Source organism: Chromobacterium subtsugae (assembly GCF_035919665.1).
Classification (GTDB): Bacteria; Pseudomonadota; Gammaproteobacteria; order Burkholderiales; family Chromobacteriaceae; genus Chromobacterium; species Chromobacterium subtsugae.
The window spans coordinates 1,744,503-1,768,883 of sequence record NZ_CP142381.1 but is presented as its reverse complement, the minus strand read 5'-3'; the positions used below and the strand labels follow the sequence as shown (position 1 = coordinate 1,768,883).

Annotated in this window: 27 protein-coding genes; 10 read left to right on the top strand and 17 right to left on the bottom strand. The window is 65.2% G+C overall.

Annotation, left to right across the window (positions count from 1 at the left end; translation table 11 throughout):
- Positions 1–55: 55 nt before the first annotated feature.
- From fliN to U6115_RS08690, 14 genes are all read right to left on the bottom strand, one after another.
- Positions 56–499 carry a flagellar motor switch protein FliN gene (gene fliN / locus U6115_RS08755; RefSeq protein WP_043579221.1) on the bottom strand — a complete coding sequence of 148 codons (444 nt, stop codon included), beginning with the start codon at positions 497–499 and terminating at the stop codon, positions 56–58.
- Complete coding sequence (gene fliM, locus U6115_RS08750) at positions 496–1,500, bottom strand: flagellar motor switch protein FliM (RefSeq protein WP_043579220.1); 1,005 nt, start codon at positions 1,498–1,500, stop codon at positions 496–498. Before fliM ends, fliN begins: the two co-directional genes overlap by 4 nt.
- A 5-nt stretch (positions 1,501–1,505) precedes the next feature.
- On the bottom strand, positions 1,506–1,964 hold the full coding sequence (locus tag U6115_RS08745; protein ID WP_230623420.1) for a flagellar basal body-associated FliL family protein: 459 nt from the start codon (positions 1,962–1,964) through the stop codon (positions 1,506–1,508).
- 170 nt (positions 1,965–2,134) lie between these two features.
- Positions 2,135–3,082 carry a flagellar hook-length control protein FliK gene (locus tag U6115_RS08740; protein ID WP_052258294.1) on the bottom strand — a complete coding sequence of 316 codons (948 nt, stop codon included), beginning with the start codon at positions 3,080–3,082 and terminating at the stop codon, positions 2,135–2,137.
- Positions 3,083–3,135: 53 nt separating this feature from the next.
- Positions 3,136–3,585: a flagellar export protein FliJ gene (gene fliJ, locus U6115_RS08735; protein ID WP_043579218.1), complete on the bottom strand. Its 450-nt coding sequence runs from the start codon at positions 3,583–3,585 to the stop codon at positions 3,136–3,138.
- Positions 3,586–3,596: 11 nt separating this feature from the next.
- Entirely contained in the window at positions 3,597–4,991 is a 1,395-nt protein-coding gene (gene fliI, locus U6115_RS08730; RefSeq protein ID WP_043579217.1) for a flagellar protein export ATPase FliI, read from the bottom strand.
- Positions 4,972–5,835, bottom strand: a complete 864-nt coding sequence (locus U6115_RS08725) for a FliH/SctL family protein (RefSeq protein WP_043579216.1) — start codon at positions 5,833–5,835, stop codon at positions 4,972–4,974. The genes fliI and U6115_RS08725 overlap by 20 nt, the downstream gene beginning before the upstream one ends.
- Positions 5,816–6,814, bottom strand: coding sequence for a flagellar motor switch protein FliG (gene fliG, locus U6115_RS08720; RefSeq protein WP_043579215.1), 999 nt, complete (start codon positions 6,812–6,814; stop codon positions 5,816–5,818). Before fliG ends, U6115_RS08725 begins: the two co-directional genes overlap by 20 nt.
- Positions 6,807–8,501 carry a flagellar basal-body MS-ring/collar protein FliF gene (fliF, locus tag U6115_RS08715; RefSeq protein WP_230623419.1) on the bottom strand — a complete coding sequence of 565 codons (1,695 nt, stop codon included), beginning with the start codon at positions 8,499–8,501 and terminating at the stop codon, positions 6,807–6,809. Before fliF ends, fliG begins: the two co-directional genes overlap by 8 nt.
- 100 nt (positions 8,502–8,601) lie before the next feature.
- Positions 8,602–8,925, bottom strand: coding sequence for a flagellar hook-basal body complex protein FliE (gene fliE, locus U6115_RS08710; RefSeq protein ID WP_043579213.1), 324 nt, complete (start codon positions 8,923–8,925; stop codon positions 8,602–8,604).
- 2 nt (positions 8,926–8,927) lie between these two features.
- Positions 8,928–10,304: a sigma-54-dependent transcriptional regulator gene (locus U6115_RS08705; RefSeq protein WP_043579212.1), complete on the bottom strand. Its 1,377-nt coding sequence runs from the start codon at positions 10,302–10,304 to the stop codon at positions 8,928–8,930.
- A gap of 17 nt (positions 10,305–10,321) precedes the next feature.
- The gene (locus tag U6115_RS08700; protein ID WP_043579211.1) at positions 10,322–11,017 is read right to left on the bottom strand and encodes a chemotaxis protein CheB; all 696 of its coding nucleotides are present in this window, start codon (positions 11,015–11,017) and stop codon (positions 10,322–10,324) included.
- A 133-nt stretch (positions 11,018–11,150) separates the two neighbouring features.
- Entirely contained in the window at positions 11,151–11,633 is a 483-nt protein-coding gene (locus tag U6115_RS08695) for a low molecular weight protein-tyrosine-phosphatase (protein WP_043579210.1), read from the bottom strand.
- Between the two features lie 69 nt (positions 11,634–11,702).
- Positions 11,703–11,951, bottom strand: coding sequence for a hypothetical protein (locus U6115_RS08690; protein ID WP_043579209.1), 249 nt, complete (start codon positions 11,949–11,951; stop codon positions 11,703–11,705).
- Between the two features lie 381 nt (positions 11,952–12,332).
- Here U6115_RS08690 and U6115_RS08685 point away from each other — a divergent pair, with 381 nt between their 5' ends.
- The 3 genes from U6115_RS08685 (at position 12,333) to U6115_RS08675 (ending at position 15,896) form a co-directional block, all read left to right on the top strand.
- A complete protein-coding gene (locus U6115_RS08685; RefSeq protein ID WP_043579208.1) occupies positions 12,333–13,244 on the top strand; it encodes a SphA family protein in 912 nt (303 codons plus the stop codon).
- 283 nt (positions 13,245–13,527) lie between these two features.
- Positions 13,528–15,033, top strand: a complete 1,506-nt coding sequence (locus U6115_RS08680) for an alkaline phosphatase family protein (protein ID WP_052258292.1) — start codon at positions 13,528–13,530, stop codon at positions 15,031–15,033.
- A gap of 17 nt (positions 15,034–15,050) precedes the next feature.
- Complete coding sequence (locus U6115_RS08675) at positions 15,051–15,896, top strand: lipase family protein (RefSeq protein WP_043579207.1); 846 nt, start codon at positions 15,051–15,053, stop codon at positions 15,894–15,896.
- On the opposite strand, the gene U6115_RS08670 is transcribed toward U6115_RS08675, so the two are convergent.
- Complete coding sequence (locus tag U6115_RS08670; protein ID WP_043579206.1) at positions 15,868–16,803, bottom strand: LysR family transcriptional regulator; 936 nt, start codon at positions 16,801–16,803, stop codon at positions 15,868–15,870. The two genes, U6115_RS08675 and U6115_RS08670, sit on opposite strands and share 29 nt — an antisense overlap.
- Before the next feature lie 95 nt (positions 16,804–16,898).
- On the opposite strand from U6115_RS08670, the gene U6115_RS08665 reads away from it, so the two are divergent.
- Entirely contained in the window at positions 16,899–17,891 is a 993-nt protein-coding gene (locus U6115_RS08665; RefSeq protein WP_043579205.1) for a bile acid:sodium symporter family protein, read from the top strand.
- Positions 17,892–17,919: 28 nt separating this feature from the next.
- Here the strand turns inward: U6115_RS08665 and uvrB are convergent, their stop codons facing one another.
- A complete protein-coding gene (gene uvrB, locus U6115_RS08660) occupies positions 17,920–19,932 on the bottom strand; it encodes an excinuclease ABC subunit UvrB (protein WP_043579204.1) in 2,013 nt (670 codons plus the stop codon).
- Here uvrB and U6115_RS08655 point away from each other — a divergent pair.
- From U6115_RS08655 to U6115_RS08635, 5 genes are all read left to right on the top strand, one after another.
- Positions 19,931–20,140 (top strand): hypothetical protein, encoded by a 210-nt coding sequence (locus U6115_RS08655; RefSeq protein ID WP_146008343.1) that lies wholly within the window; start codon positions 19,931–19,933, stop codon positions 20,138–20,140. The two genes, uvrB and U6115_RS08655, sit on opposite strands and share 2 nt — an antisense overlap.
- Before the next feature lie 87 nt (positions 20,141–20,227).
- Positions 20,228–21,097 carry a serine hydrolase gene (locus U6115_RS08650; protein WP_043579203.1) on the top strand — a complete coding sequence of 290 codons (870 nt, stop codon included), beginning with the start codon at positions 20,228–20,230 and terminating at the stop codon, positions 21,095–21,097.
- A 151-nt stretch (positions 21,098–21,248) separates the two neighbouring features.
- Positions 21,249–21,746 carry a GNAT family N-acetyltransferase gene (locus tag U6115_RS08645; protein ID WP_043579202.1) on the top strand — a complete coding sequence of 166 codons (498 nt, stop codon included), beginning with the start codon at positions 21,249–21,251 and terminating at the stop codon, positions 21,744–21,746.
- 128 nt (positions 21,747–21,874) lie between these two features.
- Positions 21,875–22,420 carry a kinase inhibitor gene (locus tag U6115_RS08640; protein ID WP_043579201.1) on the top strand — a complete coding sequence of 182 codons (546 nt, stop codon included), beginning with the start codon at positions 21,875–21,877 and terminating at the stop codon, positions 22,418–22,420.
- Positions 22,421–22,425: 5 nt separating this feature from the next.
- Positions 22,426–23,226 (top strand): helix-turn-helix transcriptional regulator, encoded by an 801-nt coding sequence (locus U6115_RS08635; protein WP_052941694.1) that lies wholly within the window; start codon positions 22,426–22,428, stop codon positions 23,224–23,226.
- A 73-nt stretch (positions 23,227–23,299) separates the two neighbouring features.
- On the opposite strand, the gene U6115_RS08630 is transcribed toward U6115_RS08635, so the two are convergent.
- Positions 23,300–23,713, bottom strand: coding sequence for a VOC family protein (locus tag U6115_RS08630; RefSeq protein WP_043579200.1), 414 nt, complete (start codon positions 23,711–23,713; stop codon positions 23,300–23,302).
- A gap of 148 nt (positions 23,714–23,861) precedes the next feature.
- Between U6115_RS08630 and U6115_RS08625 the strand changes: the two genes are divergently transcribed.
- Positions 23,862–24,380 carry a MarR family winged helix-turn-helix transcriptional regulator gene (locus tag U6115_RS08625; RefSeq protein WP_043579199.1) on the top strand — a complete coding sequence of 173 codons (519 nt, stop codon included), beginning with the start codon at positions 23,862–23,864 and terminating at the stop codon, positions 24,378–24,380.
- Position 24,381: the final 1 nt, after the last annotated feature.

Here is a 24,381-nt window from a genome sequence, read left to right as displayed (position 1 = left end):
AAGCAAAATGCGCCCCGCAGCGCCAGGCGCACTTTCGATGTTTTTGCCATGTCCATTATTTCTGCAAACGGCGAATGCGCTCGGCCGGGGTGATGATGTCGGTCAGGCGGATGCCGAACTTGTCGTTGACCACCACCACCTCGCCCTGGGCGATCAGGCAGCCGTTGACCAGCACATCCATCGGCTCGCCGGCCATGCCGTCCAGTTCCACCACCGAGCCCTGCGCCAGCTGCAGCAGGTTGCGGATGGCGATCTTGGTCCGCCCCAACTCCACGGTCAGCTGCACCGGGATGTCCAGGATCATGTCCAGATTGGGCGGCCCGCCGGAGATGGCGCCCGCGCCTATCTCCTGAAACAGGTTCTGCGCCGGCACCGCCTCGTCGGCGGCGGGCGCGGCGCTTTCGGCCACCTCCTGCTCGGCCATCGCGGCCGCCCAGTCGTCCATCGACACTTCTTCTTCGGCGCCGGCCGCGCCGGCTTGCTGTTCTTCTTCGCTCATTGCTCTTTATCCCCCGGCGACTCCATGAACTCATTGGCGCCTGCCAGTATCTTTTCCACTTTCAACGCGTAACGGCCCTGCACCGTGCCATAGCTGGCCTCGAACACCGGAATTCCCGACACGTCGGCCTCCACCAGTTCGGGGATTTCTATCATCACCACATCGCCGTTCTTCAAATTCAGTATCTGCCCCAGCGTCACCTTGGTGTGCGCCAGGCTGGCCACCAGCTCCACTTCGGCCGCCTGCACCTGGTGGGTCATCAGGTTGACCCAGCGGTTGTCCACTTCGGTGCGGTCGGCCTGCATGGTGCTGGACAGCAGGTCGCGGATCGGCTCCACCATCGAATACGGCAAGCAGATGTGGAAATCGCCGCCGCCCGCGCCCAGCTCGATGTGGAAAGTCATCGCCACCACCACTTCGGTCGGGGTGGCGATGTTGGCGAACTGGGTGTTCATCTCCGAGCGCAGGTAGACGAACTCGATCGGATACACCGGCTCCCAGGCTTTCTGGCATTCGGTGAACACCACCTCCAGCAGACGGTGGATGATGCGCTGCTCGGTGGGCGTGAAATCGCGCCCCTCCACCCGCACATGATAGCGGCCATCGCTGCCGAACAGATTATCCACGATCAGAAAAACCAGATCGGGATCGAAGATCAGCAGGCCGGTGCCGCGCAGCGGCTTGACATGCACCAGGTTGAGGTTGGTCGGAACCACCAGGTTGCGGATGAATTCGCTGTATTTCTGCACCCGCACCGGCCCCACCGAGATTTCGGCGTTGCGGCGCAGGAAGTTGAACAGGCCGATGCGCAGATTGCGCGCGAAACGCTCGTTGATGATTTCGAGGGTCGGCATCCGGCCGCGGACGATGCGTTCCTGCCGGCCGATATCATAACCGCGGACGCCCTGCGCATCCTGACTGCCATCATCATCTTCGTCCTCCCCGGAGACGCCCCGTAATAGCGCGTCTACCTCTTCCTGGGACAGGATATCGTCGCCCATGGCGCTTATTGCTTCTGAATGATGAAGGAAGTGAAGAGCACGCTGTCCACGACCGGCTCGTCGCCCGCGTCCATGGACTCGTTGATGATCTGCTTGACCTGGGCCTTCAGCTTGACCTTGCCTTCGGCGGTGCTGACCTCGGCCGCGCTCTTGGACGACAACAGCAGAATGACGGCGCTGCGGATCTTGGGGCCATAGTCGGCGAATTTCTTCTTGGCTTCCTCGTCGCCAAGCTCGGCCTGCATGTCGACCTGCAGCAGGCTGCCGTCGTTGCCGGCCAGATTCACCACGAAGGTATCCATTTTCTCGAAAATGGGCGGGCCGTCATGCTTCTTCTTCGGTTTTTCCTTGACCTGCTCGGCCTGCGCTCCCGCCGGTGCCTTGCCCATATTGGTGAACATATAGGCAGCCAGGCCACCTACTGCGGCCAAAACCAGGATCAACAACACGATGACTATCAGCATCAGTTTGTTGCCGCCCCCGCCTGGTTTTTTTTCCGCTTTTTCCGCCTTTTTATCATCCGACATAAGTTATGACCTGTTCTTTATGGAGTGCCTAGTGAAATCTTAAACGATTTCCTCACCATATTTTCCAGTTTTCTCGGCCGGCTGAACAGGGTCAATCTCAAATCGGGTCAGGCAAAAATGCTGAGTATGCCGCGCGCGGCCTTGATCGCGCTCAAGGCATCCACGCCTTCCACCTCGCCAACCACGGGTTCGGAGCGGCCTTTTTTCTGCTGGTAAGCCTGTTGCTGCTGGCCGGATTGCCCGCTGGACACCTGGGAATCGGTCAGCTGGATGCCGCTGGACGACATCATCGAGCGCAGCTGGTGCATATTGTTTTCCAGCGCCTCGCGCGTCGCCGGCACCGCCGCGGTGAACAATACCTGCGCCTGGTCGTTGCCGTTCATTTTCAGGGTGATTTCAATCGGCCCCATCTGCGGCGGATTCAGCTGGATTTGCGCCTTGTCGGCCTTCATGTTGACCATGCTCAGCATCTGCTCGCCCAGCGCCTTGCCCCAGGCCGGGTCGTTCAGCGTTTGCGGCAGGGTCAGCACCGGCATATTGGCATTGGTCTGCGCCTGGACGTTTTGCAACTGCTGTTGCGGCTGCAATTGCTGCAGCGGCAAGAATTGCGCCGCATCCGCGTCGGCGGCCGGCAATTTTTGCTGGTTGCCTTGCCAATTGAATGCCGGCTTCGCCTGCAGCAAGGCCGTCAAATCGGGCTTGCTGGCCGCTTGCTGCGCCAGCAGATCCTGATTGGCGGCCTTGCTATCCACCGGCTGCGGCTGCGCCTGCAGGCTGGCCTGCAGCGCGGCGAGCAGCGGCATCGCCGCGGCGGCCGGCACATCGCCGCCGTCCGACTCGTCCTTGGCCGCCGGCTTGTCGCTGGCGGGCTTGGCGTCGCCTTGGTCGCTGATGCCGGGCAGCGTCGAGCCCATCGCGCTCATCTGGATGCCCAGCAGGCTGGCGAACAGATCGCTGGCCGCGCCGTTGCCTGCCGCGCCGGGCGCCGCGCCGCCGGGAGCAGAGGTGGCCGCGGAGGCGGCATTGGTCACTGGCGTGTTTACCGTGATGGTCATGATGGGGTCTCGGCTGAGTGTAACGACGCTAGAAAAGCAAGTAGCGTGCCAACTCAGGCGTCTTCGCCGTGGGTCCGGTCCCAGAACTGCCGGGTGGCGAATTCATCGGTCTGCTTCTGCTGGCGCCGGGCCTCCTCCCGCGCCTCGCGCTCTTGCTCGCGTTGCAACAGTTTTTCGTAAGCCTTGAGCTTCTTGTACTCCATCTGCCAGGCCTGGCGCTCCATCACGAAGCGCTGAGTGCAGCGGTCCAGATCCTGCTGCTGCTGGATCATCGCCTCATCCAGGCGGGAAAGGAAACGATGGAAATCCTGATACTGGACGATGGACATGCCCTTACCGCCGCCGCCCACCAGCCGTTGGCGGTATTCCTCGCGAAAGGCGTCCAGCTGCTCCAGCCGCGCCCGCGCTTCGTTCAGCCGATTCTGCGCCAGGCTCATCCGCTCCGCCGCCGCCTGCTGGCGCTCTTCGGCCAGGTGGATCAGCAGCTGGTATTTGCCGGACACGCCGCCGCTCCTCAGGCCAGCACGTTAGCCAACTGCGCGCAGCAGGACGCGTAGTCGTGCGATTCGTGCATGGGCTGGGTCAGGAAGCTGACCATGGGAAGCTGGCGGCGCATCGCGTCGTCCAGCACCGGATCTGAGCCGGCGACATACGCGCCGACGCTGATCAGATCGCGGTTGCGCTGGTAACGGGAATAAAGCTGCTTGAAATGGCGCGCCAGGTCCATCTGCGACTGCGGCACCACGTCGACCATCACCCGGCTGATCGATTGTTCGATATCGATAGCCGGATAATGGCCGGACTCGGCCAGATCGCGCGACAGCACGAAGTGGCCGTCCAGAATGGCCCGCGCCGAATCGGCGATCGGGTCCTGCTGGTCGTCGCCCTCCGACAGCACGGTGTAGAAGCCGGTGATGGAGCCGCCGCCCTCCTCGCCATTGCCGGCGCGCTCGATCAATTGCGGCAGGCGCGCGAACACCGAGGGCGGGTAACCCTTGGTCACCGGCGGCTCGCCGATGGCGAGCGCGATCTCGCGTTGCGCCATCGCATAGCGGGTGACCGAATCCATCAGCAACAGCACATCCTTGCCCTGGGCGCGGAAATATTCGGCCAGCGCGGTGGCGTAGGCGGCGCCGTGCAGACGCATCAAGGGCGGCATGTCGGCCGGCGCGGCCACCACCACCGAGCGCGCGCGGCCTTCCTCGCCCAGAATGTTTTCGATGAAGTCCTTCACCTCGCGGCCCCGCTCGCCTATCAGCCCCACCACTACCACATCGGCCTTGGTGAAGCGCGCCATCATGCCCAGCAGCACCGACTTGCCGACGCCGGAGCCGGCGAACAGGCCCAGGCGCTGGCCGCGCCCCACCGTCAGCAGGCCGTTGATCGCGCGCACGCCGACATCCAGCACGTCGTGCACCGGCGTGCGTTCGAGCGGGTTGATCGGTTGGCTGTAAAGGGGAAACCAGGCGTCGGGATGCACCGGCCCCAGGCCGTCCAGCGGACGCCCCAGCGAATCCAGCACCCGGCCGAGCAGGCTGGCGCCCACCGGCACTTGGCGGCCAACGGGTCCGTTAGCATGCGCGGGCGCGGCGTCGCGGCCATAGCTAGGCGGACGGAAAGCCGGCACCGGCGTCACCGGCGTGCCCGGCTGCAGGCCGTGGACATTGGTGAGCGGCATCAGGAATACCTTGTCGCCGGAGAAGCCCACCACCTCGGCCTCCACCGCGCCATGGTCCGGCAGCGCCACCTGGCAGGCGCTGCCCACCGGCAGCTTGATGCCCACCGCCTCCATCACCATGCCGGTCACGCGCACCAGCCTGCCGCAGGGCTGCCACAGATCGGCGGCGGCTGCCGATTCGGCGCAGGCCGCCAGCCAGCCGCGCTGGCGCTCAAGCAGGCCGTTGCCCATCATCCGCCTCCAGCCCCAGCGCGCGGCTCATCGCCGCCAGCCGCGTGGGCAGCGTCATGTCCAGCCTGGCCGAAGCGGTGTCGATGACGCAGCCGCCGCGGGCCATGGCCGGGTCTTCTATCCATTGCCAAACGGTTTCCGGCGTCTCCTGCCGCAGAAACTCCCTGGCGGCGGAAAGGTCGGCCGGATTGACCCGCAACCGGGCGTTGCCCAGCGTGGACGGCAGCTCCGCCAGCGCGGCCTGCAGCAAAGGGAGCAGCGCCTGATCATCCTGCCGCAGCTTCTGCTGCAGCAGCTTTTGCGCCAGCTGCCATGCCAGCTGCAGCACATCGTCCGCCAGCTCGCGCTCCACCCGCGCCAGCTCGTCGGCGAACGCGCCGCCCATCCGGCACAGCCCCTGCCAGGCATCTTCCATCCGCGGCAACTGCTCAGCGCGCACATCGGCCATGCCCTGCTCGCGGCCGGCCTGCAGGCCCTGCTCGAAACCTTCGGCGCGGCCCGCCTCCAGCCCGGCGTCATGGCCGGCCTGCCAGGCTTCCTGATGAATGGCTTCCAGTTCGGCGGCGGTGGGATAGCCGATGCCGGACACCTCCTCCTCTTCGGGAGGAAGGTCGGCCTCCGGCGCCTCAGGCTGAGGGGCGGACACTTCGGAAGCCGGTTCCGCTTCCGCCTGCGCTATTTTTTCGGCCAGACTGGCGCCGGGACGGCGCATCTGGCTCATCGACACCAGTTGCGCCGGGGTCAATGCCCGGGTGAAGCCGTCGAGCGACTCTGGGCTCCAGCTGGTCCAGCCTTCCAGCTCCTCGCCGGGAATGATGGGATTATTACTCGATGAGGCCTTCATCTCCGCCCTTGCTGCCTAGCACGATCTGGCCGTCGTCGGCGAGCTTGCGCACCACCTTGAGGATTTCCTTCTGCTCGGCTTCCACTTCGGACAGCTTGACCGGCCCTTTGGATTCCAGATCGTCGCGCAGCATTTCCGCCGCGCGCTGCGACATGTTGCGGAAGATTTTTTCCTTCAATTCGGTACTGGTGCCCTTCAGCGCGATGACCAGCGAATCGGACTGCACTTCGCGCAGGATGGTCTGGATCGAACGGTCGTCGATATCGAGGATGTTCTCGAACACGAACATCTTGTCCTGGATCCGCTGCGCCAGCTCCGGGTCGTACTCGCGGATGAAGCTGAGCGCCGACGCCTCGACGTTGCCGCCCATGAAGTTGAGGATTTCCGCGGTGAGGCCGACGCCGCCGGAAGCGCTCTTCTTGATGCGGTCGGAGCCCGACAGCAGCTGGGTCAGCACGTCGTTCAATTCGCGCAGCGCCTGCGGCTGCACGCCTTCCAGCGTGGCGGTGCGGATCAGCACCTCGTTGCGCATCCGCTCGGGGAAGAAGGACAGGATGGAGCTGGACAGGTCCGGCTCCAGGTGCACCAGGATGGTGGCGATGATCTGCGGGTGCTCGTGGCGGATCAGGTCGGCGGCGGAGGACGGATCCATCCACTTCAGGCTTTCGATGCCGCTGTGGTCGTTGCCCTGCATGATCTTGTCCAGCAGGTTGGCCGCCTTGTCCGGCCCCAGCGCCTCGATCAGCACGTTGCGCAGGTATTCGTCGGACGCGCCGATGCTGGCCCGGGCATTGCACTCCTTGCGGAAGTCGGCCACCACGTCGTCGATCTGCTCGTAGCTGAGGTTGTTGATCGCCGCCATGGCCAGGGAAATCTTCTGCACTTCCTTGGGGCCGAGGTATTTGAACACCTCCACCGCCTCGTTCTGGCCGAGGCTGAACAGCAGCACCGCGCTCTTGCGCACTCCGTTTTCACTCATCGGCGCTTATCCATTCCTTAATGATCTGGGCAGCCATGCGCGGATCGGATTTCACCAGTTCGCGCACTGCTTCCAGATTACTACTGTACTGGCGCTTCTGCACCTCGCGCGGATCGTCGGACGAGCCGCCGGCGCCGCCCGCGGCCAACGCCGCGCCCATCTCGCCCTCTTCCGCCGCCACGCCCAGCAACCTGCCGCCCGCGGCGGCTCCCGCCGCGCCTTCGGCGCCGCCCGCATCGGGCGCGGCCGCCGGCTTGACCAAGTCGCGCATGATCGGGCGCACCACGCCGAACAGCAGATACAGCACGGCGATGGCCAGCAAGCCGTACTTGACCAGGCTGGTGCCGTTGTCGCTCACGTAGTCGACCACCCGGTCTTGCATGGTCACCGGCTGGGCGTTGTCGGCGAAGGCGGCGTTCACCACGTTCAGCGTGTCGCCACGCGGCGCGTTGTACCCCATCGCCTCTTTGACCAGATTGTTGATCTGCTGCACTTCCTGCGCCGACAGCGGCGTCGGCTTCATCTCGCCGTTCTTGTCGGGCATGCGCCGGTAGTTGACCACCACCGCCGCCGACAGCCGCTTCACCACCCCGGTCGGCACTTTGGTGTGCTGAATGGTTTTGTCCACCTCGTAATTGGTGGTGATGTCGCGCTGCAGCGTGCCGTTCTGGCTGATGGTTTGCCCGGACAGATTGGCGGTGCCGGGCGCGGCGCCCGGCGGCAGCGTGATCGGCGCCGACGCCGCTGACGGCGGCTGATTGGACAGCGCGCCCGGCACGCCGGTGGGCTGGGCCGCGCCGTTGGCCAGCTTCTCGCTGATCTGCTGGCTGCGGGTGGCCGACGGATTCGGACTGGAATTGGGGCGATAGGTTTCGGAGGTCTGCTCGGTCTCGGAGAAGTCGACATTGGCCGTCACCTGGGCTCGGGCGTTGCCGTGGCCGAAGATGGGCTCCAGGATGTCCTCGATCCGCTTGACGTAGCCGTCTTCGATCTGGCGCACGAAGCCCAGCTGGCGCTGGTCCAGCCCGGAGTTCTCGTCCGGCCCCAGCTGCTTGGACAGCAGATTGCCATCCTGGTCGACGATGGTGACGTTCTTCACCGGCAGATTCGGCACCGAGCTCGACACCAGGTGCAGGATGCCTGCCACCTGGCCGCCGTCCAGCATCCGGCCCGGATACAGCTGCAGCATCACCGAGGCGGTGGGCGCCTGCTGGTCGCGCACAAACACGCTTTGCTTGGGGGTGGCGATGTGCACGCGGGCGCTCTGCACCGAAGATACCGATTCTATGGTGCGCGCGAGCTCGCCCTCGATGGAGCGCTGGTAATTGACCTGCTCGGCGAACTGGCTGATGCCGAATTTTTGATTATCCATCAGCTCGAAGCCGATGCCGCTGGCCTTGGGCAGGCCCTGGGCCGCCAGCTTCAGGCGCACGTCGTACACCTTGTCGGACGGCACCGAGATCACGCCGCCGTCGGTGAGCTGATAGGGGATGTTCATCTGCTGTAGCGCAGCCGTCACCTGGCCGCCGTCGCGGTCGGCCAGATTGGAGAACAACACTTTATAGGAAGGGGTGCGATTGAGCGCCACGGCGCCGACGACCACGGCGAAGATGGCCGCGATCGCGGTCAGAAACAGGATTTTTTTGTTGTTCGGGAGGGTCTTGAAGCGATCGCCCGCTTCATTCAATCGAGCCCGCCAAACAGGCGTTGCGTTTTCTTCTGCCAGATCAGCCATACGGTGGTTTTTGGTTTAGGTCCACCGCTGCCCGTCTGTGAATCCGACAGCGCTAGACTTGGGTATTCATGATTTCCTGATAGGCGCTCACCAGTTTGTTGCGCGCCTGAACCATGGTCTGGAACGACAAGCTGGCTTTCTGCAAGGACACCATGACATCCTGCAGGTTCACCTCCTTGTTGTCACCCAACTGGAACTGCTTTTGCATCTCCTCCGAAGTCTGCTGCGCCGAATTCACCTGCTCAATGGTGGACTTGAGCACATCGGAAAAGTCGACCTGCGACGTTTGCTGCGCTGCGGGGGCCTGCTTGCCGGCGGCCAGGGCCGCCGCGCTTCTCAGCTCGCCCAGCAATTGGTCGATATTATTGACTGACATGGCTACTCCGTGCCATTTCCCTCCGAAACATCCAGGCCAGAATCCGCAGCGTCTTCATCACGGTATCGCTGCAGCTTGTAGCGCAAAGTGCGCTCGCTGATGCCCAGTTTTTCGGCCGCCAGCTTCTTCACGCCGCCGACGGCTGCCAATGTTTCCAGAATATGGCGTTTTTCAAGGGTTTTCATGTCGGTTTCATCCGACACCGAACTGTCTGATTCAGACACTGCCCGGGTAAACTGCCCCACGCCTGCGATATCGCCCAGCAGCAGATCGGCGGCAGAAATTTCCGCCCCGGCGGCAAGAATCACCGCCCGCTGTACGACATTATCCAGTTCGCGGATGTTACCCTCCCAACTATAGGCCGTCAAATGACGTTCCGCATCCCTGGAAAACACCAGGGACGCGCGCCCGGCGGCCTCCATATGTTTTTTAAGCAGGAATCGTGCCAAGGGCAGGATATCGTCCGGCCGGTCGGCCAGCGCCGGGATGCGCAAGGGAAAGACGTTCAGCCGGAAAAACAGGTCCTCGCGGAATTTCCCGGACTCCACCTCGGCCTGCAAATCGCGGTTGGAGGTGGCCAGCACCCGGATGTCCAGCTTGATGGTGCGGGTGCTGCCGATGCGCTCCACCTCTCGCTCCTGCAGCACGCGCAGCAGCTTGGCCTGCAGCGTCAGCGGCATCTCCGTCACTTCGTCCAGCAAGATGGTGCCGCCCTGCGCCTGCTCGAACTTGCCGGGCAGCGCCTGGGCCGCGCCGGTGAAGGCGCCGCGCTCGTGGCCGAACAGCGTCGACTCCAGCAGATTGTCCGGTATCGCCGCGCAGTTCACCGCCACGAAAGGACCGTCTTTTCGGCGGGAGTGGCGATGGATGTAACGCGCCAGCACTTCCTTGCCGGTGCCGCTGGGACCGCTGACCATCACGCTGGCGTCGCTTTGCGCCACCCGCCCGGCCAGGGCGAACAGCTGCCGCATCGCCGCCGATTCCGCCACCACCTCGCCGCCTTCGTCCCCGGCCATCGTCAATATATGCTTTTCCACCTCGGCCAGCAGTCTGGGCGGCTCGAACGGCTTGAGCAGGTAATGAGTGGCGCCGGCGCGCAGCAGCTCGATCGCGCGCTCGATCACGCCGTAGGCGGTCATCAGGATGAACGGCACGCCCGGGTAATGCTTCTTCACTTCCTCGAACAGCGTGTAACCGTCCATCGGCGCCATCTGGGCATCGGAAATGATCAGACCCACCGGCTCCTGCCTCAGCCTTTGCAGGGCCTGGGTGCCGTCGCCGGCCTCCAGCGTGGGGTAACCGGACAGGGACAAGGTGTCTACGATGGCTTCGCGCAGGTCTGCGTCGTCCTCGACCACCAGAATCGGTAGAAACTTCATGGAATCCAATGCTTAGTTTATGCGGAAGGCTGGCGCTGATGCGCCAGCGTCACCAATCTTTGAGCGATGCCGGTCAGCCCCAGCACCTCGTGCGCGGCGCCCAGCGCGATCGCCTCCTTGGGCATTCCGAACACCACGCAGCTGGCTTCGTCCTGGGCGATGTTCCAGGCGCCGGCCTGCTTCAGCTCCAGCATGCCGCTGGCGCCGTCGCGGCCCATGCCGGTCAGGATGACGCCGATGCAGTTCTTGCCAACCAGATTGGCCGCGGAGCGGAACAGCACATCCACCGAGGGCCGGTGGCGGTTTACCGCCGGACCATTGTTCAGCGACGTGCTGTAGCCTATGGTCGGCGCGTTCTTGATCAGCAAATGGGAATGGCCTGGCGCGATGTACACCATGCCGGCCTGCAGCCTTTCATTGTCCTCCGCCTCCTTCACCCGCAGCCGGCACAGCGAATCCAGCCGCTGCGCGAAGGATTGGGTGAACATTTCCGGCATGTGCTGCGCGATCAGAATGGGCGGCATATTGGCCGGCAGCGCGGTCAGCAGCGTGCGCAGCGCCTCAGTTCCGCCGGTGGACGATCCGATGACGATCACGGTTTGGCTAGCCAGCGGCGTCTTGCCCGGCTGGCGCGGCAGAATGACATCCGCGCTATGGCTGGGAACTATCTCCAGCGGGGTTTTGCTCGCTCTTTCGCGCGAAGTCAGGGCCATGGATTTACCTTGCTGACATGGTCCGCCCGCGCCGGCGGACGCCGTTGCGCCTCGCCGGACCTTACTCGGGCCTGATAGGGTTTGTTTAGATAGCTTAGCAGGACTTGCCCTGCCAGGTCAGCCCGCCATCCTGTCAGCCCCCCGCCGGGCGCAATCGGCTCAGCCAGCCGGCGCATGCCTGCTCCAACAAATCCAGCACCGTTTCAAAGCCTTTGCCGCCGCCGTAATAGGGGTCGGGCACCTCCATCTCGCCGCCCAGCGGCTCAAGCATCAGGTGCAAGCGGTTCTGCAAAGTCTTGGGACAGCGCCGACGCAAATCCGCCAGATTGCTGGCATCCGCCGCCAGGATCAGATCAAAGCCGGAAAAATCGGCGTCCACCACTTGGCGGGCCCGCAAGCCGGACAAATCATACCCGCGCCGCGCCGCTGCCTGAACGCTGCGCGCGTCCGGTGCCTCCCCCGCGTGGTAACCATGCGTGCCGGCTGAGTCCACCCGGATCGCTTCAGCCAGCCCGGCCCGCTCCGATAAGCGCCGCATAATGGCTTCGGCGGTGGGGGAACGGCAGATATTGCCGTGGCAGACAAATAAAATCGAGACGGCTTGTTCTTCCAACATCCACGATACCTCGTCAAAAAGTCCAGCCAAAACTACAGCGCCGCCAGCGTCCACCCACTCCCTGCGAGCTCAATCCCAGCCAAACAGATAAGCCGGTTCGCTCAACTCCGCCAGCATCTGGCGGATGGTCGGGCAGGCTGCGCCGTCTTCATCTTCCACCGGCACATCCAGTTCCGCTTCCTCGATCGGACTGACATCTTCCAAGGCGAGTCCGGTCTCGCCTGCCAGTTCCTCCAGCACGGCCAGCGCGCCCTCCTGCGAGTAAGCCGCGACGATATCGTTGCCGCCCACCTGATAAGCCTGTAACTGCTGCTCCACTTCGCGTCTCCTTGACTGCATTCCTGAACTGAAATCTTCACACGCCCATCGACGGTCATGCCGCGGCAAGCGCCCGCCTGCCCGGCAAGGCCGAACGGCAAATCATTAGCGGCGGATTTTATCCGCAAACGATGCCAGCGGGACATCATCCGACCGCCTGGGGCACATTTCGCCGCTTAGCCGCCAGGCACCGACTCCCGCCGGATGCGGCGCCGCTCCGCCAGCGCGAAGACTAAGGGGCACAAGCCGATCATCAAAAACCTCATCAGCATACGCTTTTGGAATACGCGATCTATACTCACCCTGCCAACTGCCAGCCGCGGGCCCAAATCTCCCGCGCATCGCCAACCGCAGCGCCCGACAGGACAGAAAGCGGACAAGATGAAACCATCCAGACTGATCGCTCGGGCTGCCGCCGTCGCGGCGCTGTTGCCTCACTTCGGAGCGCATGGACAAGAACTGTGGGACCCGCATCTGCGCGGCGTCAACATCGGCCTCGCCGCCGGCGCGCTGCCGCCCGAAGGACTGTATGGCGTGCTGAACAACTACTGGACTTCGGTGGACAAGTTCGACCATAACGGCAACAAGACCGGCCTGAAGGTGGATGCGCTGATCGAGCTGCCCGAGGTGCTATGGTCGACCGGCATCAAGATATGGGGCGCCGACTACGCGGTGGCCATCGCCCAACCCATCGACTACACCACGCTGAAGGGTGACGGCATCCCGTCGAATGGCCGCTGGGGCGCCTTCAACACCATCTTGATCCCCGGCCAGCTATCCTGGACGCTGCCGGAAAACTTCCACCTCAAAACCGGGCTGGCGGTTTACCTTCCCACCGGCAGCTCGTCGCCGGGCCGCCTGCCCGGCGGCACCTTCCTGGGATCGGCCAACGGCTTCTGGTCGCTCCAGCCCAGCCTGGCCGTCAGTTGGCTGCGCGCCGGCTGGAACCTGACCATGGACGCCACCTATTCATACAACTTCCAGAATACCGACACTCATTATCGCTCCGGCCCGCAATTGGCCATAGACTATACCGCGGCCAAAACCATAGGCAAATGGACCGTCGGCCTGGGCGGCTACCAGGAAAACCAGTTGGGCGACGACTCCGGCAGCGGCGCGGCGGCCTGCGCGCAAACCGGCGGCTGCCGCGCCAGCAACTACGGCATCGGCCCCTTGCTCGGCTATCAGTTCGGCAGCTTGAAGCTGATGGGCGTCTACACCTACGGCTTCCACACCCGCAGCGACGTCGGCGGCAACTCGTTCAACCTGCGGCTGAGCTTTCCCTTCCAATAGCCTGGAGCCGGCGCGTGCAGCAGACAAAATCCGCAACAAGCCGGCTAAGCGCAAATACGGCAAAATATTAGACCTGATTGCGACGGCCGCCATATCCGGCGCGGCTTGCCGCGCTTCGACAAAACCAAGGCAGGAAAGCCGGCAGCGAACTATCGCCCCGCCATGCGCTATCACTGAGCTTATCCGCACGTCCGAGCCTTCCCGAAGAAGGGCCGCCGCGCCATCATCCGCAAATCCAAGGGGATCTCGCCGCGCCGGCCCGCGCGCGCATCAGGAGGCCATCATGTCCGACTCCCCCATCCAGCACATCATCGTCCTGATGCTGGAAAACCGCTCCTTCGATCATCTGCTGGGTTTTTCCAATATCACCGGCGCCGATGCGAAAACCGGGCGCGCCACCCGCGCGCAAGGCGTTCCGACCCCGCCGCCGGTCAACGTTTTCTCCGACCACGGCGAAACCCATCCCTATGCCGCGGCGGCCGGCAACGCCCCGTTCCAGCTGAGCACCGACCCCGGCCATGAGTTTCAGAACACGCTGACTTGCCTATGCGGCGTAGACGCCTGGCGGCAGAATACCGACGCCCATGGCCGGCTGACCGGCGCGGCCTATCCGGTGCCGGCGGCCGGCCAGGCCAACAGCGGCTTCGTCGCCAATTACGCCGCCGGCGGCGCCAACGCCCCCGGCCTGGCCATGCAAAGCCTCACCCCCGAGCAACTGCCGGTGCTGAACGCGCTGGCGAAGGCCTTCGTGCTGTGCGATGGCTGGTTCTCGTCGCTGCCAGGCCCCACCTGGCCAAACCGCTATTTCGCGCACGCCGCTTCATCCGCCGGCCTGGACGACAGCCCCAGCGATGGCCAGATCGCCGATTACTATGTGGCCGGCTTCGCCCTGCCCAACGGCACGCTTTTCGACCGGCTGGACCATCACGGCCTCGACTGGAAAATCATAGAGGGCGACTCCTTTCCCCAGGCGTTTTCGCTGCGAGGCATGACCCACGCGGCGCTGAACGGCCATTTCCGCGACCTCGACGATTTCGGCGAACTGATCAACGCGGACGACTTCAACGCCGCCTACCTGTTCATCGAGCCGCGCTACGACGTCCACAACCACTATCTGGACGGCAACAGCATGCACCCGCTGAACGACGCCAGGGCAGGCGAAGCGCTGGTCAAAACCGTCTACGAAACGCTGCGGGCCTCGCGCATCTGGACCAACAGCATGCTGCTGGTGCTGTTCGACGAGCACGGCGGATTCTTCGACCATGTTTTCCCGCCCGCCGCCACGCCGCCCGGCGATACCCAGCCCGGCAGCGAGCACAATGCGCACAACTTCGCCTTCGACCGGCTGGGCCTGCGGGTGCCGTGCATCGTCGCCTCGCCCTGGGTGGGCGAAAACCTGATCGACCATCGCCAGTACGATCACAGCTCCATCGTCAAAACCGTGTGCGAGCTGTTCGAGCTGGGCGGGCCGCTGACCCATCGCGACCGCGACGCCAACAGCCTCGCGCCCTTGATCCAGTCCGCCAGCCGCCAGAACGCCCCGCAAACCCTGCCCGCCCCGGCGGCGGGTCCGGTCGGCGCGGCCGCCACCCTGTCCGGCGGCGCGCCGCCCCCGTCGCTGCGCGGCTTCGCCCAAATCGCGCTGGCCCGCCAGCTGAGCGTGGCGCCGCCGGAACAGCAGCAAGCCATCAAGGACAGCTTCAACGCCATCCAGGGCGACCCGGACAAGGCCAAGGCTTTCCTGCAAGCCGCCCACGACGCCATCAGCGCCTGGAAGGCGCGCAACTGACGACAAGGAGACCCGCCATGAACCCACGCTACGACGCCAGCAGCGCCGCGCTGCTGAACCCGGGGCTGAGCGACACGCTGTTCCAGTTCGACCGCAGCTACAGCCACCCGCAACTGGCGGCCGAATGCGCGCGCCTGGCCTACATCCGCTTCGAAGACGGCGACGCGGAGCGCCACCGCCTGGCATCGGCGCTGTCGCTCGCCGGGCTGCAGTTGGCGCAAACCTTCAGCGTCGACAACAGCCACTCGCACGGCTTCGCCGCGGTGCTGCCATCCACATTGACGATAGTGGCGTTCCGCGGCACCGAAGTCAGCCAGATCACCGACATCGCCACCGACCTGCGGGCATCGCTGACGCCCTGGAGCCAGGGCGGCAGGGTGCATCTGGGCTTCGCCGCCGCCGCCGGCCAGCTGCTGCCGGCCTTTTCCAGCTGGTGGGACAACCATGCCACCCCGCAACTGATCCTGGCCGGCCACAGCCTGGGCGCCGCCATCGCCACCCTGTTCGCCTCGGCGCATCGCCAGGCCGAACTGATCACCATCGGCTCGCCGCGGGTGGGCGATCAGGACTTCGCCGCCGCCTGCGCCGGCCAGGCCATCTGCCGCTATGTCGACTGCTGCGACCTAGTCGCCAGGGTGCCGCCGGAAACGCCCGACTTCCCGCTTTACGTCCACCTGCCCGGCGAGCGCTATATCGACAAGGATGGCGGCATTCACGACGCGCCCGGCTTCGATATCGCCGCCGACCAGGCCGCCGCGCGCGAGGAATACCTGCTGCAGCGCGCCTGGAAGATAGACTCGGTGCCGCTGCGCGATCTGGCCGACCACGCGCCGATCAATTACCTGACAGCGCTCTTTCCATGATCTCCTCCGCCAGCCGTTGCAACGGCTGGCGCATTTCCAGCACCAGCCGCCACAGGCTTTCCGCCGCCGGCGACAAGGTGCGGTTGCAGCGGCGGATCAGCACGATGCGGCGGCTGGCGCGCGGCAGCAGCGGCCGCGCCACCAGGCCGCAGCCCGCCGGCAAGGGCATGGCGAGGCCGGGGGTGATGCTGACGCCGATGCCGGCGGCCGCCATGCGGAACACCGAATGGGAATGCCCCAGTTGCTGCGCCACCGGGCAATCCAGCCCGTGCCGCAGCAGCAGCTGGTCTATCAGCGGCCGGCTGCCGGAGCTGTCGTCCAGCAATACCAGCGGCTCGCCGTCCAGCTGGCGCCACGACACCCAGGCGCCGGCCGCCAGCGGATGATCGCCGCGGCACACCAGCCAGAAATCATCCACCAGCACTTCCTCCTGCCACAGGTCATCGCCGGGCTCGGGCTCCACCACCAGGCCGAAGTCCGCCTCGCCGCCGCGCACCGCCGCCACGTTGAGGCGCTGCACCTGGTCCTGCAGATGCAGCCGCAACAGCGGATAGCGCTGCCGGCAGGCGGCGATGATGGCCGGCATCAGGCTGGCCGACAGCGTCGGGCTGCTGGCCACATGCACGCTGCCCATCGCCTGGCCGCCCTCCTTGCGCGCAGCCAGCAGCACCTCGTCCAGTTCGTCCAGCGCGCGCGCCAGCTTGGGCAATAGCCGCTGGCCGGCGTCGGTCAGCACCACCTCGCGGGTGGTGCGGTCGAGCAGGCGCAACTCAAGCGCCTGCTCCAGCTCCCTCACCGCGCGGCTTACCGCCGGCTGGGTCAAGCCCAACTGGTCGCCGGCCCGGCTGAAACTGGCTTGTTCGGCCACCGCGCGGAATACCCGCAATTGACGCAGGCTGACATTCATAAAAAATACTCATCAATTGATCAAATAAATACATTTGTATTCTGAATATGACTGCGATTCAATAGGCGCATCCACGCCTCACAAGAATCGCCGACATGCCAAAACTGCTGGACTCCTTCACCCTGGCCCTGCTCTCCACCGTCGCGCTGGCCAGCCTGCTGCCCTGCTCCGGCGCCGCCGCGCAGGCCTTCAACCTGATCACCAATCTGGCGATAGGCCTGCTGTTCTTCCTGCATGGCGCCAAACTGTCGCGCGAGGCGGTGCTGGCCGGCATCGGCCACTGGCGGCTGCACCTGACCGTGCTGGCCTGCACCTTCGCGCTGTTCCCCATCCTGGGACTGCTGCTCAAGCCGGTGCTGACGCCGCTGGTCACGCCCGAGCTGTATCTGGGCGTGCTGTATCTGTGCATACTGCCGTCCACGGTGCAGTCGTCGATCGCCTTCACCTCGATGGCGCAGGGCAATGTGCCGGCAGCCATCTGCAGCGCCACCGCGTCCAACCTGCTGGGGATTTTCATCACGCCGCTGCTGGTGGGCTGGCTGGTGGTCAGCCACGGCGGCGTGGGACAAGGCATGGGATCGGCGCTGGACATCGTCTACCAGCTGCTGCTGCCCTTCATCGCCGGCCAGATCGCGCGGCGCTGGATAGGCCGCTGGGTGGATCGCCACAAGGCCATGCTGAAGTACGTGGACCAAGGCTCCATTCTGCTGGTGGTCTACACCGCCTTCAGCGCGGCGGTGATAGGCGGCCTGTGGCGGCAGACGCCGCCGGCCGCGCTGGCCGGACTGTTGCTGGTCAACGTCATTCTGCTGGGCCTGTTGCTGGGCCTCACCACGCTGGCGGGCCGCAAGCTGGGCTTCAATCGCGAGGATCAAATCACCATCTTGTTCTGCGGCTCGAAGAAAAGCCTGGCCAGCGGCGTGCCGATGGCCAAGGTGCTGTTCGCCGGCCACGCCATCGGCGCCATCGTGCTGCCGCTGATGCTGTTCCACCAGATCCAGCTGATGGTGTGCGCGCTGCTGGCGCAGCGCTTCCGCCAGCAGCGCCAGCTCGCAGGCCGCATGCAAGAAAAATCCCCGCTGGCTTGAGCGGGGATGCGGATGGAGACGGGCCGGGCTACAGATCGCTGAGCCAGGCCTTTTCCTTCAGCTGCTTCAGTTCGTCGCGGATGCGCGCCGCGCGTTCGAACTCCAGGTTGCGCGCCGCTTCCATCATGTCCTTTTCCAGCCGCTTGATTTCCTTGGCCAGCGTCTTCTCGTCCATCATCGCCACCGCCGCCTCGTCCACCAGCTTCTTGCGCTCGGCCTCGACGCTGTAGACGCCGTCGATGATGTCCTTGATCTTCTTCTCCACGCCACGCGGCACGATGCCGTGCTCGGCGTTGAACGCCATCTGCTTGGCGCGGCGGCGCTCGGTCTCGTCCATCGCCTTTTTCATCGAATCGGTGATGCGATCCGCGTACAGCAATGCCCTGCCATTCAGGTTGCGCGCGGCGCGGCCTATGGTCTGGATCAGGCTGCGCTCGCTGCGCAGGAAGCCCTCTTTATCGGCGTCCAGAATCGCCACCAGGCTCACTTCGGGAATATCCAGGCCTTCGCGCAGCAGGTTGATGCCGATCAGCACGTCGAACATGCCCAGGCGCAGGTCGCGGATGATCTCCACCCGCTCGACCGTGTCGATGTCGCTGTGCAGATAGCGCACCTTGATGCCGTGCTCGGTGTAGTAGTCGGCCAGTTGTTCGGCCATGCGCTTGGTCAGCGTGGTGACCAGCACGCGCTCGCCGCGCGCCATGCGGTCGCGGATTTCCGACAGCAGGTCGTCCACCTGGGTGGCCACCGGACGGATTTCGATCTGCGGGTCCACCAGGCCGGTCGGCCGCACCACCTGCTCCACCACCTGGCCGGCATGGTCCTTTTCGTACACCGCCGGCGTGGCGGAGACGAACACGGTCTGCGGCATCAGTTGCTCGAACTCGTGGAATTTCAGCGGCCGGTTGTCGGCGGCGGACGGCAGGCGGAAGCCGTACTCCACCAGATTCGCCTTGCGCGCGGCGTCGCCCTTGTACATCGCGCCCACCTGCGGCACGGTGACATGGCTCTCGTCGATGAACATCAGCGCGTTTTTGGGCAGGTAGTCGATCAAGGTCGGCGGCGGATCGCCGGGTCCGCGGCCGGAGAAATGGCGCGAATAGTTTTCGATGCCCTTGCAGAAGCCCATCTCGTACAGCATTTCCAGGTCGAAGCGGGTGCGCTGCTCGATGCGCTGCGCCTCCACCAGCTTGCCCTCTTTCTGATACCACTCGATGCGGTGGCGCAGCTCGTCCTTGATCTGCTCGCAGGCGCGCAGCACGGTGTCGCGCGGCGTCACGTAGTGGCTGGACGGGAATACGGTGAAGCGGCCGACGCGCTGTTTCGTCGTGCCGGTCAAGGGATCGAACAGGGTCAGCGTTTCCACTTCGTCGTCGAACAGGCTGACGCGCAGCGCGGTGTCGCTGCTTTCCGCCGGGTAGATGTCGATCACGTCGCCGCGCACGCGGAAGGTGCCGCGGCCGAAGTCCAGGTCGTTGCGGCTGTACTGCATGGTGGTGAGGCGGCTGATGATCTCGCGCTGCGGCGTGGTTTCGCCTTCCTTCAGATGCAGGATCATCTGGTGGTAGTCGGACGGATCGCCGATGCCGTAGATCGCCGACACCGTGGCCACGATGATGCAGTCCGGCCGCTCCAGAATGGACTTGGTCGCCGACAGGCGCATCTGCTCGATGTGCTCGTTGATGCTGGAGTCTTTCTCGATGAACAGGTCGCGGCTGGGAACGTAGGCTTCCGGCTGGTAGTAGTCGTAATAGGAAACGAAATACTCCACCGCGTTATGCGGGAAAAACTCGCGCATTTCGCTGTACAGCTGCGCCGCCAACGTCTTGTTGTGCGCCATGATGATGGCCGGCCGCCCGGTCTGGGCGATGACGTTGGCCATGGTGTAGGTCTTGCCGGAGCCGGTCACGCCCAGCAGCGTCTGGTAGGACAGGCCGTCGGACAGGCCTTCCACCAGTTGCTCGATGGCGGCGGGCTGGTCGCCGGCCGGCGGGAACGGCTGGTTCAGCTGAAACGGGCTATCGGGAAAGTTGAGCAGCATGGCAGGCGCGCGGGAAGTGGCGAAACCGTTGATTTTACGCCTATTGCCGGCCAATCTCACCCCCGGCGTGCGCCAGGCGGACATCCGCCGGCGCGGCGACGCGCCCCCTTGGCTGTTTCAGCCGCCCGAAAACGTCTTTTTCGTGCCGCGCGGCGGCGGAACATTGTTTAGAATACAAGCAGGAGCCATCCCGCCGCATCATCCATGATGACCGCATGTTGACTGCAGTTAGCCGCAAATGCCGGATGGATAGCATCCTTTTTCCTCACACCTCAAGCGTACTGCGGAGTGACGCATGATCAAGAAAATCGCAAGCTTGCTGATATCGGCGGCCCTGGCCGCGCCGGTGTTGGCGGCTTCGCCCCAGGGCGTGATGGTAGCCAGCGAAATGTCCGGCTACACCGCCCCCAGGCTCAATTCCCACTCAGTGCTGGTGCTCAACGGCAGCACCGGCGAAACCCTCTACGAAAAGAACACCCACCAGCGCATGCCCATCGCCTCCATCACCAAGCTGATGACGGCGATGGTATTGCTGGATTCCGGGGTGTCTCTCGATGACGAGGTGACGGTGTCCGACGCCGAGATCGACCGTCTGAAGCACACTACCTCCAGGCTGGCGGTGGGCACCACCCTCAGCCGCCGGGAAATGCTGCTGCTGGCGCTGATGTCGTCGGAAAACCGCGCCGCCGCGACGCTGGCCCGCACCGCCCTCCCCGGCGGCAGCGCCGCCTTCGTCCAGCGGATGAACCACAAGGCTCGCAGCCTGGGCATGACGGAAACCATCTTCCACGACCCCACCGGCCTGGACGTGCGCAATACCTCCACCGCCGCCGACCTGGCCAAGATGGTGATGGCGGCGCAGAAATACCCGCTGATCCGGGAGTTCACCACCACCGAAAGACACCAGATCCTGTCGGCGCGCAACCGCGTGCTGCAATACAAGAACAGCAACGCGCTGGTGCGCGAGGGCGACTGGGACATCGCGGTGCAGAAGACCGGCTATATCCAGGAAGCGGGCCGCTGCATGGTGCTGCAGGCGGTGGTCGGCTCGCAGCCGCTGGTCATCGTGCTGCTGGACGCCGGCGCCAGCTCCGCCCGCGTCAACGACGCCAAAAACATCAAGACCTGGCTGGAAGCCCATCCGGGCAGCTGGCTGGCGGGCTGAACCCCGCCGCGCGACGCCCCGGGGCCGGTTCGCCGGCCCTTTTTCCTGTCCACGCAGGACCGGCATGCCGTTTTCATCCCAGCGCCGGCATGCGATCATATCCGGCATCGCCCGCCGCAGCCGGCCAGGGCCCGCGCACCCGAGGAAACGCATGACCATCCAGATTCATACCGCTCAGCCGCAGGACGCGGCCGCCATCCACCGCTTCATCACCGAGCTGGCCATTTACGAACGCGCCGAACACGAAGTGGAATCCAGCGCCGCCGACATCGAGGCGACCTTGTTCGGCCCCGGCGCCAAAGCGCAGGCCCTGCTGTGCCATGTCGACGGCCGGCTGGCCGGCTTCGCCGTGTACTTCTTCAGCTACTCCACCTGGCTGGGCAAAAACGGCATCTACCTGGAAGATTTGTATGTCACGCCGCAAGTGCGGGGCGCCGGCGCCGGCAAGGCGCTGCTGCGCCGCCTGGCGCAACTGGCCTGCGAAAACGACTGCGGCCGCCTCGAATGGGTGGTGCAGGACTGGAACCAGCCGGCGATAGACTTCTATCAGTCCATCGGCGCCAAGCCGCAAGCCGAGTGGGTGCGCTACCGGTTGGCCGGCGACGACCTGCGCGCTTTCGCCTTGGACGAAAGCGCCGTGAACGCCTGAGCCGGACCCGACGGTCTAGCCGCCATCGCTCAAACGCGAGCGCGGCGGCGCCGCCGGCGAGCGTTTCGGCACAGCGGCAACGAACGCCGCCGCCTATCATCCGCCATGTCACCCACAGGAAAACCGATATGCGCAACACCTTGTTGATCGCCAGCCTGCTCGCCCTGCCGCTGGCCGCCCACGCCGCCGGCTTCCAGCTCAGCAGCGAAACCATCGCCGACGGCAAGCCGCTGACGGCGCGCCAGGTCTACCAAGGCTTCGGCTGCGAAGGCGGCAATGTCTCGCCGCAGCTGTCCTGGCGCGGCGCGCCGGCCGGCACCAAGAGCTTCGCCGTCACCGTTTACGATCCGGACGCGCCCACCGGCAGCGGCTGGTGGCACTGGACGGTGGTGAACCTGCCGGCCAACGTGCATGCGCTGCCGGAAGGCGCAGGCAGCGCCGGCGGCCAACTGCCGGCGGGCGCGGTGCAGGGCCGCACCGACTTCGGCGAATCGCGCTTCGGCGGCGCCTGCCCGCCGGTTGGCGACAAGCCGCACCGCTACCAATTCACCGTCTGGGCGCTCAAAACCGACAAGCTGCCGGTTGACGCCAACGCCAGCGGCGCGCTGGTGGGCTTCATGCTGAACGCCAACGCGCTGGCCAAGGCCAGCCTCACCGCCACCTACGGCCGCTGACCCGCGTGAGCGACCTCGCGCTGCGCGAATGCCGCATCGAAGCCGGCGAAGTCCGCGCCCGCCTGCCGCAGCGCATCCGCCGGGTGCCGGTATTCCTGCCGGCCCTGTGCCGGGTGCGCCACGGCCTCAAGCGCATCTGGCTGGGCGAACGGGAAATGTCGGCCGGACCCGCGCAGCTGGTATTGCTGCCGGCCGGCAGCGAACTGGACATCGCCAACCTTCCCGGCCCCGCCGGCTATCTGGCGGATGTGGTCAGCCTGCCGCCGGCGCTGCTGGCGCGCTTTTGCGAGCGCCACGGCTCGCTGCTGCTGCGGCAACGGGCCGGCAACGAACTATGCCTCGACATCGGCGAACCGGGCCACCGCGCCTGGCAGCTGCTGATGGACAGCCTGCGCGGCGATACGCCGCCGGAAATGCGCGAGCACCATGCCGAAGGCGTGCTGCTGGCCCTGGCGCTGGCCGGCCAGGCCGGGCCGCTGCTGCAAGCGCCGGCCGCGCCGGTGGCGCAGCGGATCCGCCAGTTGCTGATGCTGGATCCCGCCGCGCCATGGAGCGTGGAAACGGCGGCGCGGAGGCTGAATCTGGGCGCCTCCACCCTGCGCCGCCGGCTGGCGGAAGAAGACAGCGGCTTCCAGCGCCTGCTAGAAGACGTGCGCATGGGCCAGGCCCTGCAAAACCTGCAAACCGGCGCCAAGCCCATCGCCGACATCGCCGCCGCCAGCGGCTACGCGTCGCCGTCGCGCTTCGCCGCGCGCTTTCGCCAGCGCTACGGCCTGTCGCCAAGCGAACTGCGGCGGACGCTGTAGCCGACGCTCAACGACCCGCCGCAGGATAAAGAGCCGTTGCCGCAAGCCGCGATGGCCCCTCCCCGCCGCGCCGTCAATCCGCGGCCGGCGCCGCCTGCCGCAATTCCAGCAGATTGCCCGCCGGATCGCGCAGGAACAACTGCGTCAGCCGGTCCGCCGCCACGCTGCGCTGGCTGAAAAAATCCACGCCGCGGGAACGCAACTCCTCGGCCGCCGCCTCCAGGCTGGCCACGGTGAAGGCGACGTGATTGGACACCGGATCGCGCTCCGGCCCCTGCGCATAGCGCGACACGCCGTCGCTGCCCAGCACGTGCAGTTGCCGCGCGTCCTCCACATCCAGAAAGCAGCCAGGCACGTCCGGGATATTCCAGCGCGACGGATCGGCACGCAGGCCGAATACCTGCTGGTAGAAATCCCGCATCGCGTCCACCTGGCGCTTGGGCACCGCGAAACCCACGTGGTGCAGTTCGCATACTTGAATGGCCATGATTTTCTCCTTGTGTGATGTCATGTCGGCACTCCATCCAAATAATACGCTAAGCATATAGTTAGTCAACCTAATTTAATGGCGAAATCGACGCGCTGCCGCTTTTACGCTAGCATCGGCCGTCTATTTTCTTCTCCGCCGCCACGCGATGAACGCCGCAGACTCCACCGCCCATCACGCCCCCCACTTGCAACTGATGCGGGAAACGGCCAGCCAGGACACCGACCGCGACGCCGCCGCCGCCGGCCTGCTGCTGCTGTGGCTGGGCGACGATGCCTTGCAACTGGTCAACGCCAGCCTGTCCAGGCACGGCCTGTCGGAAAACAAGCTGCAGGTGCTGCTGTTGTTCCGGCTACATGAGCAAGGCTTGTTCGGCGAAGCGCCGCCGACGCCGTCCAGCATCGCCGACTACTGCGGCATCACCCGCGCCTCGGCCACCGGCTTGCTGGATTGGCTGGAAAAAAGGGACTGGGTCGCGCGCGCGCCGCACCCGAGCGACCGCCGCAGCCTGCAACTGCGCCTGACCGAAGCGGCCAGGACGCTGCTGGCCGAAGCGCTGCCCGGGTTCTGGCGCGCCTGCGCCCGCGTGACCGACGCCTTGAGCGCCGAAGAGAAAAGCCAGCTGCTGCGCCTGCTGAGCAAGATGCAGCAGGCCGGACTGCGCTGAA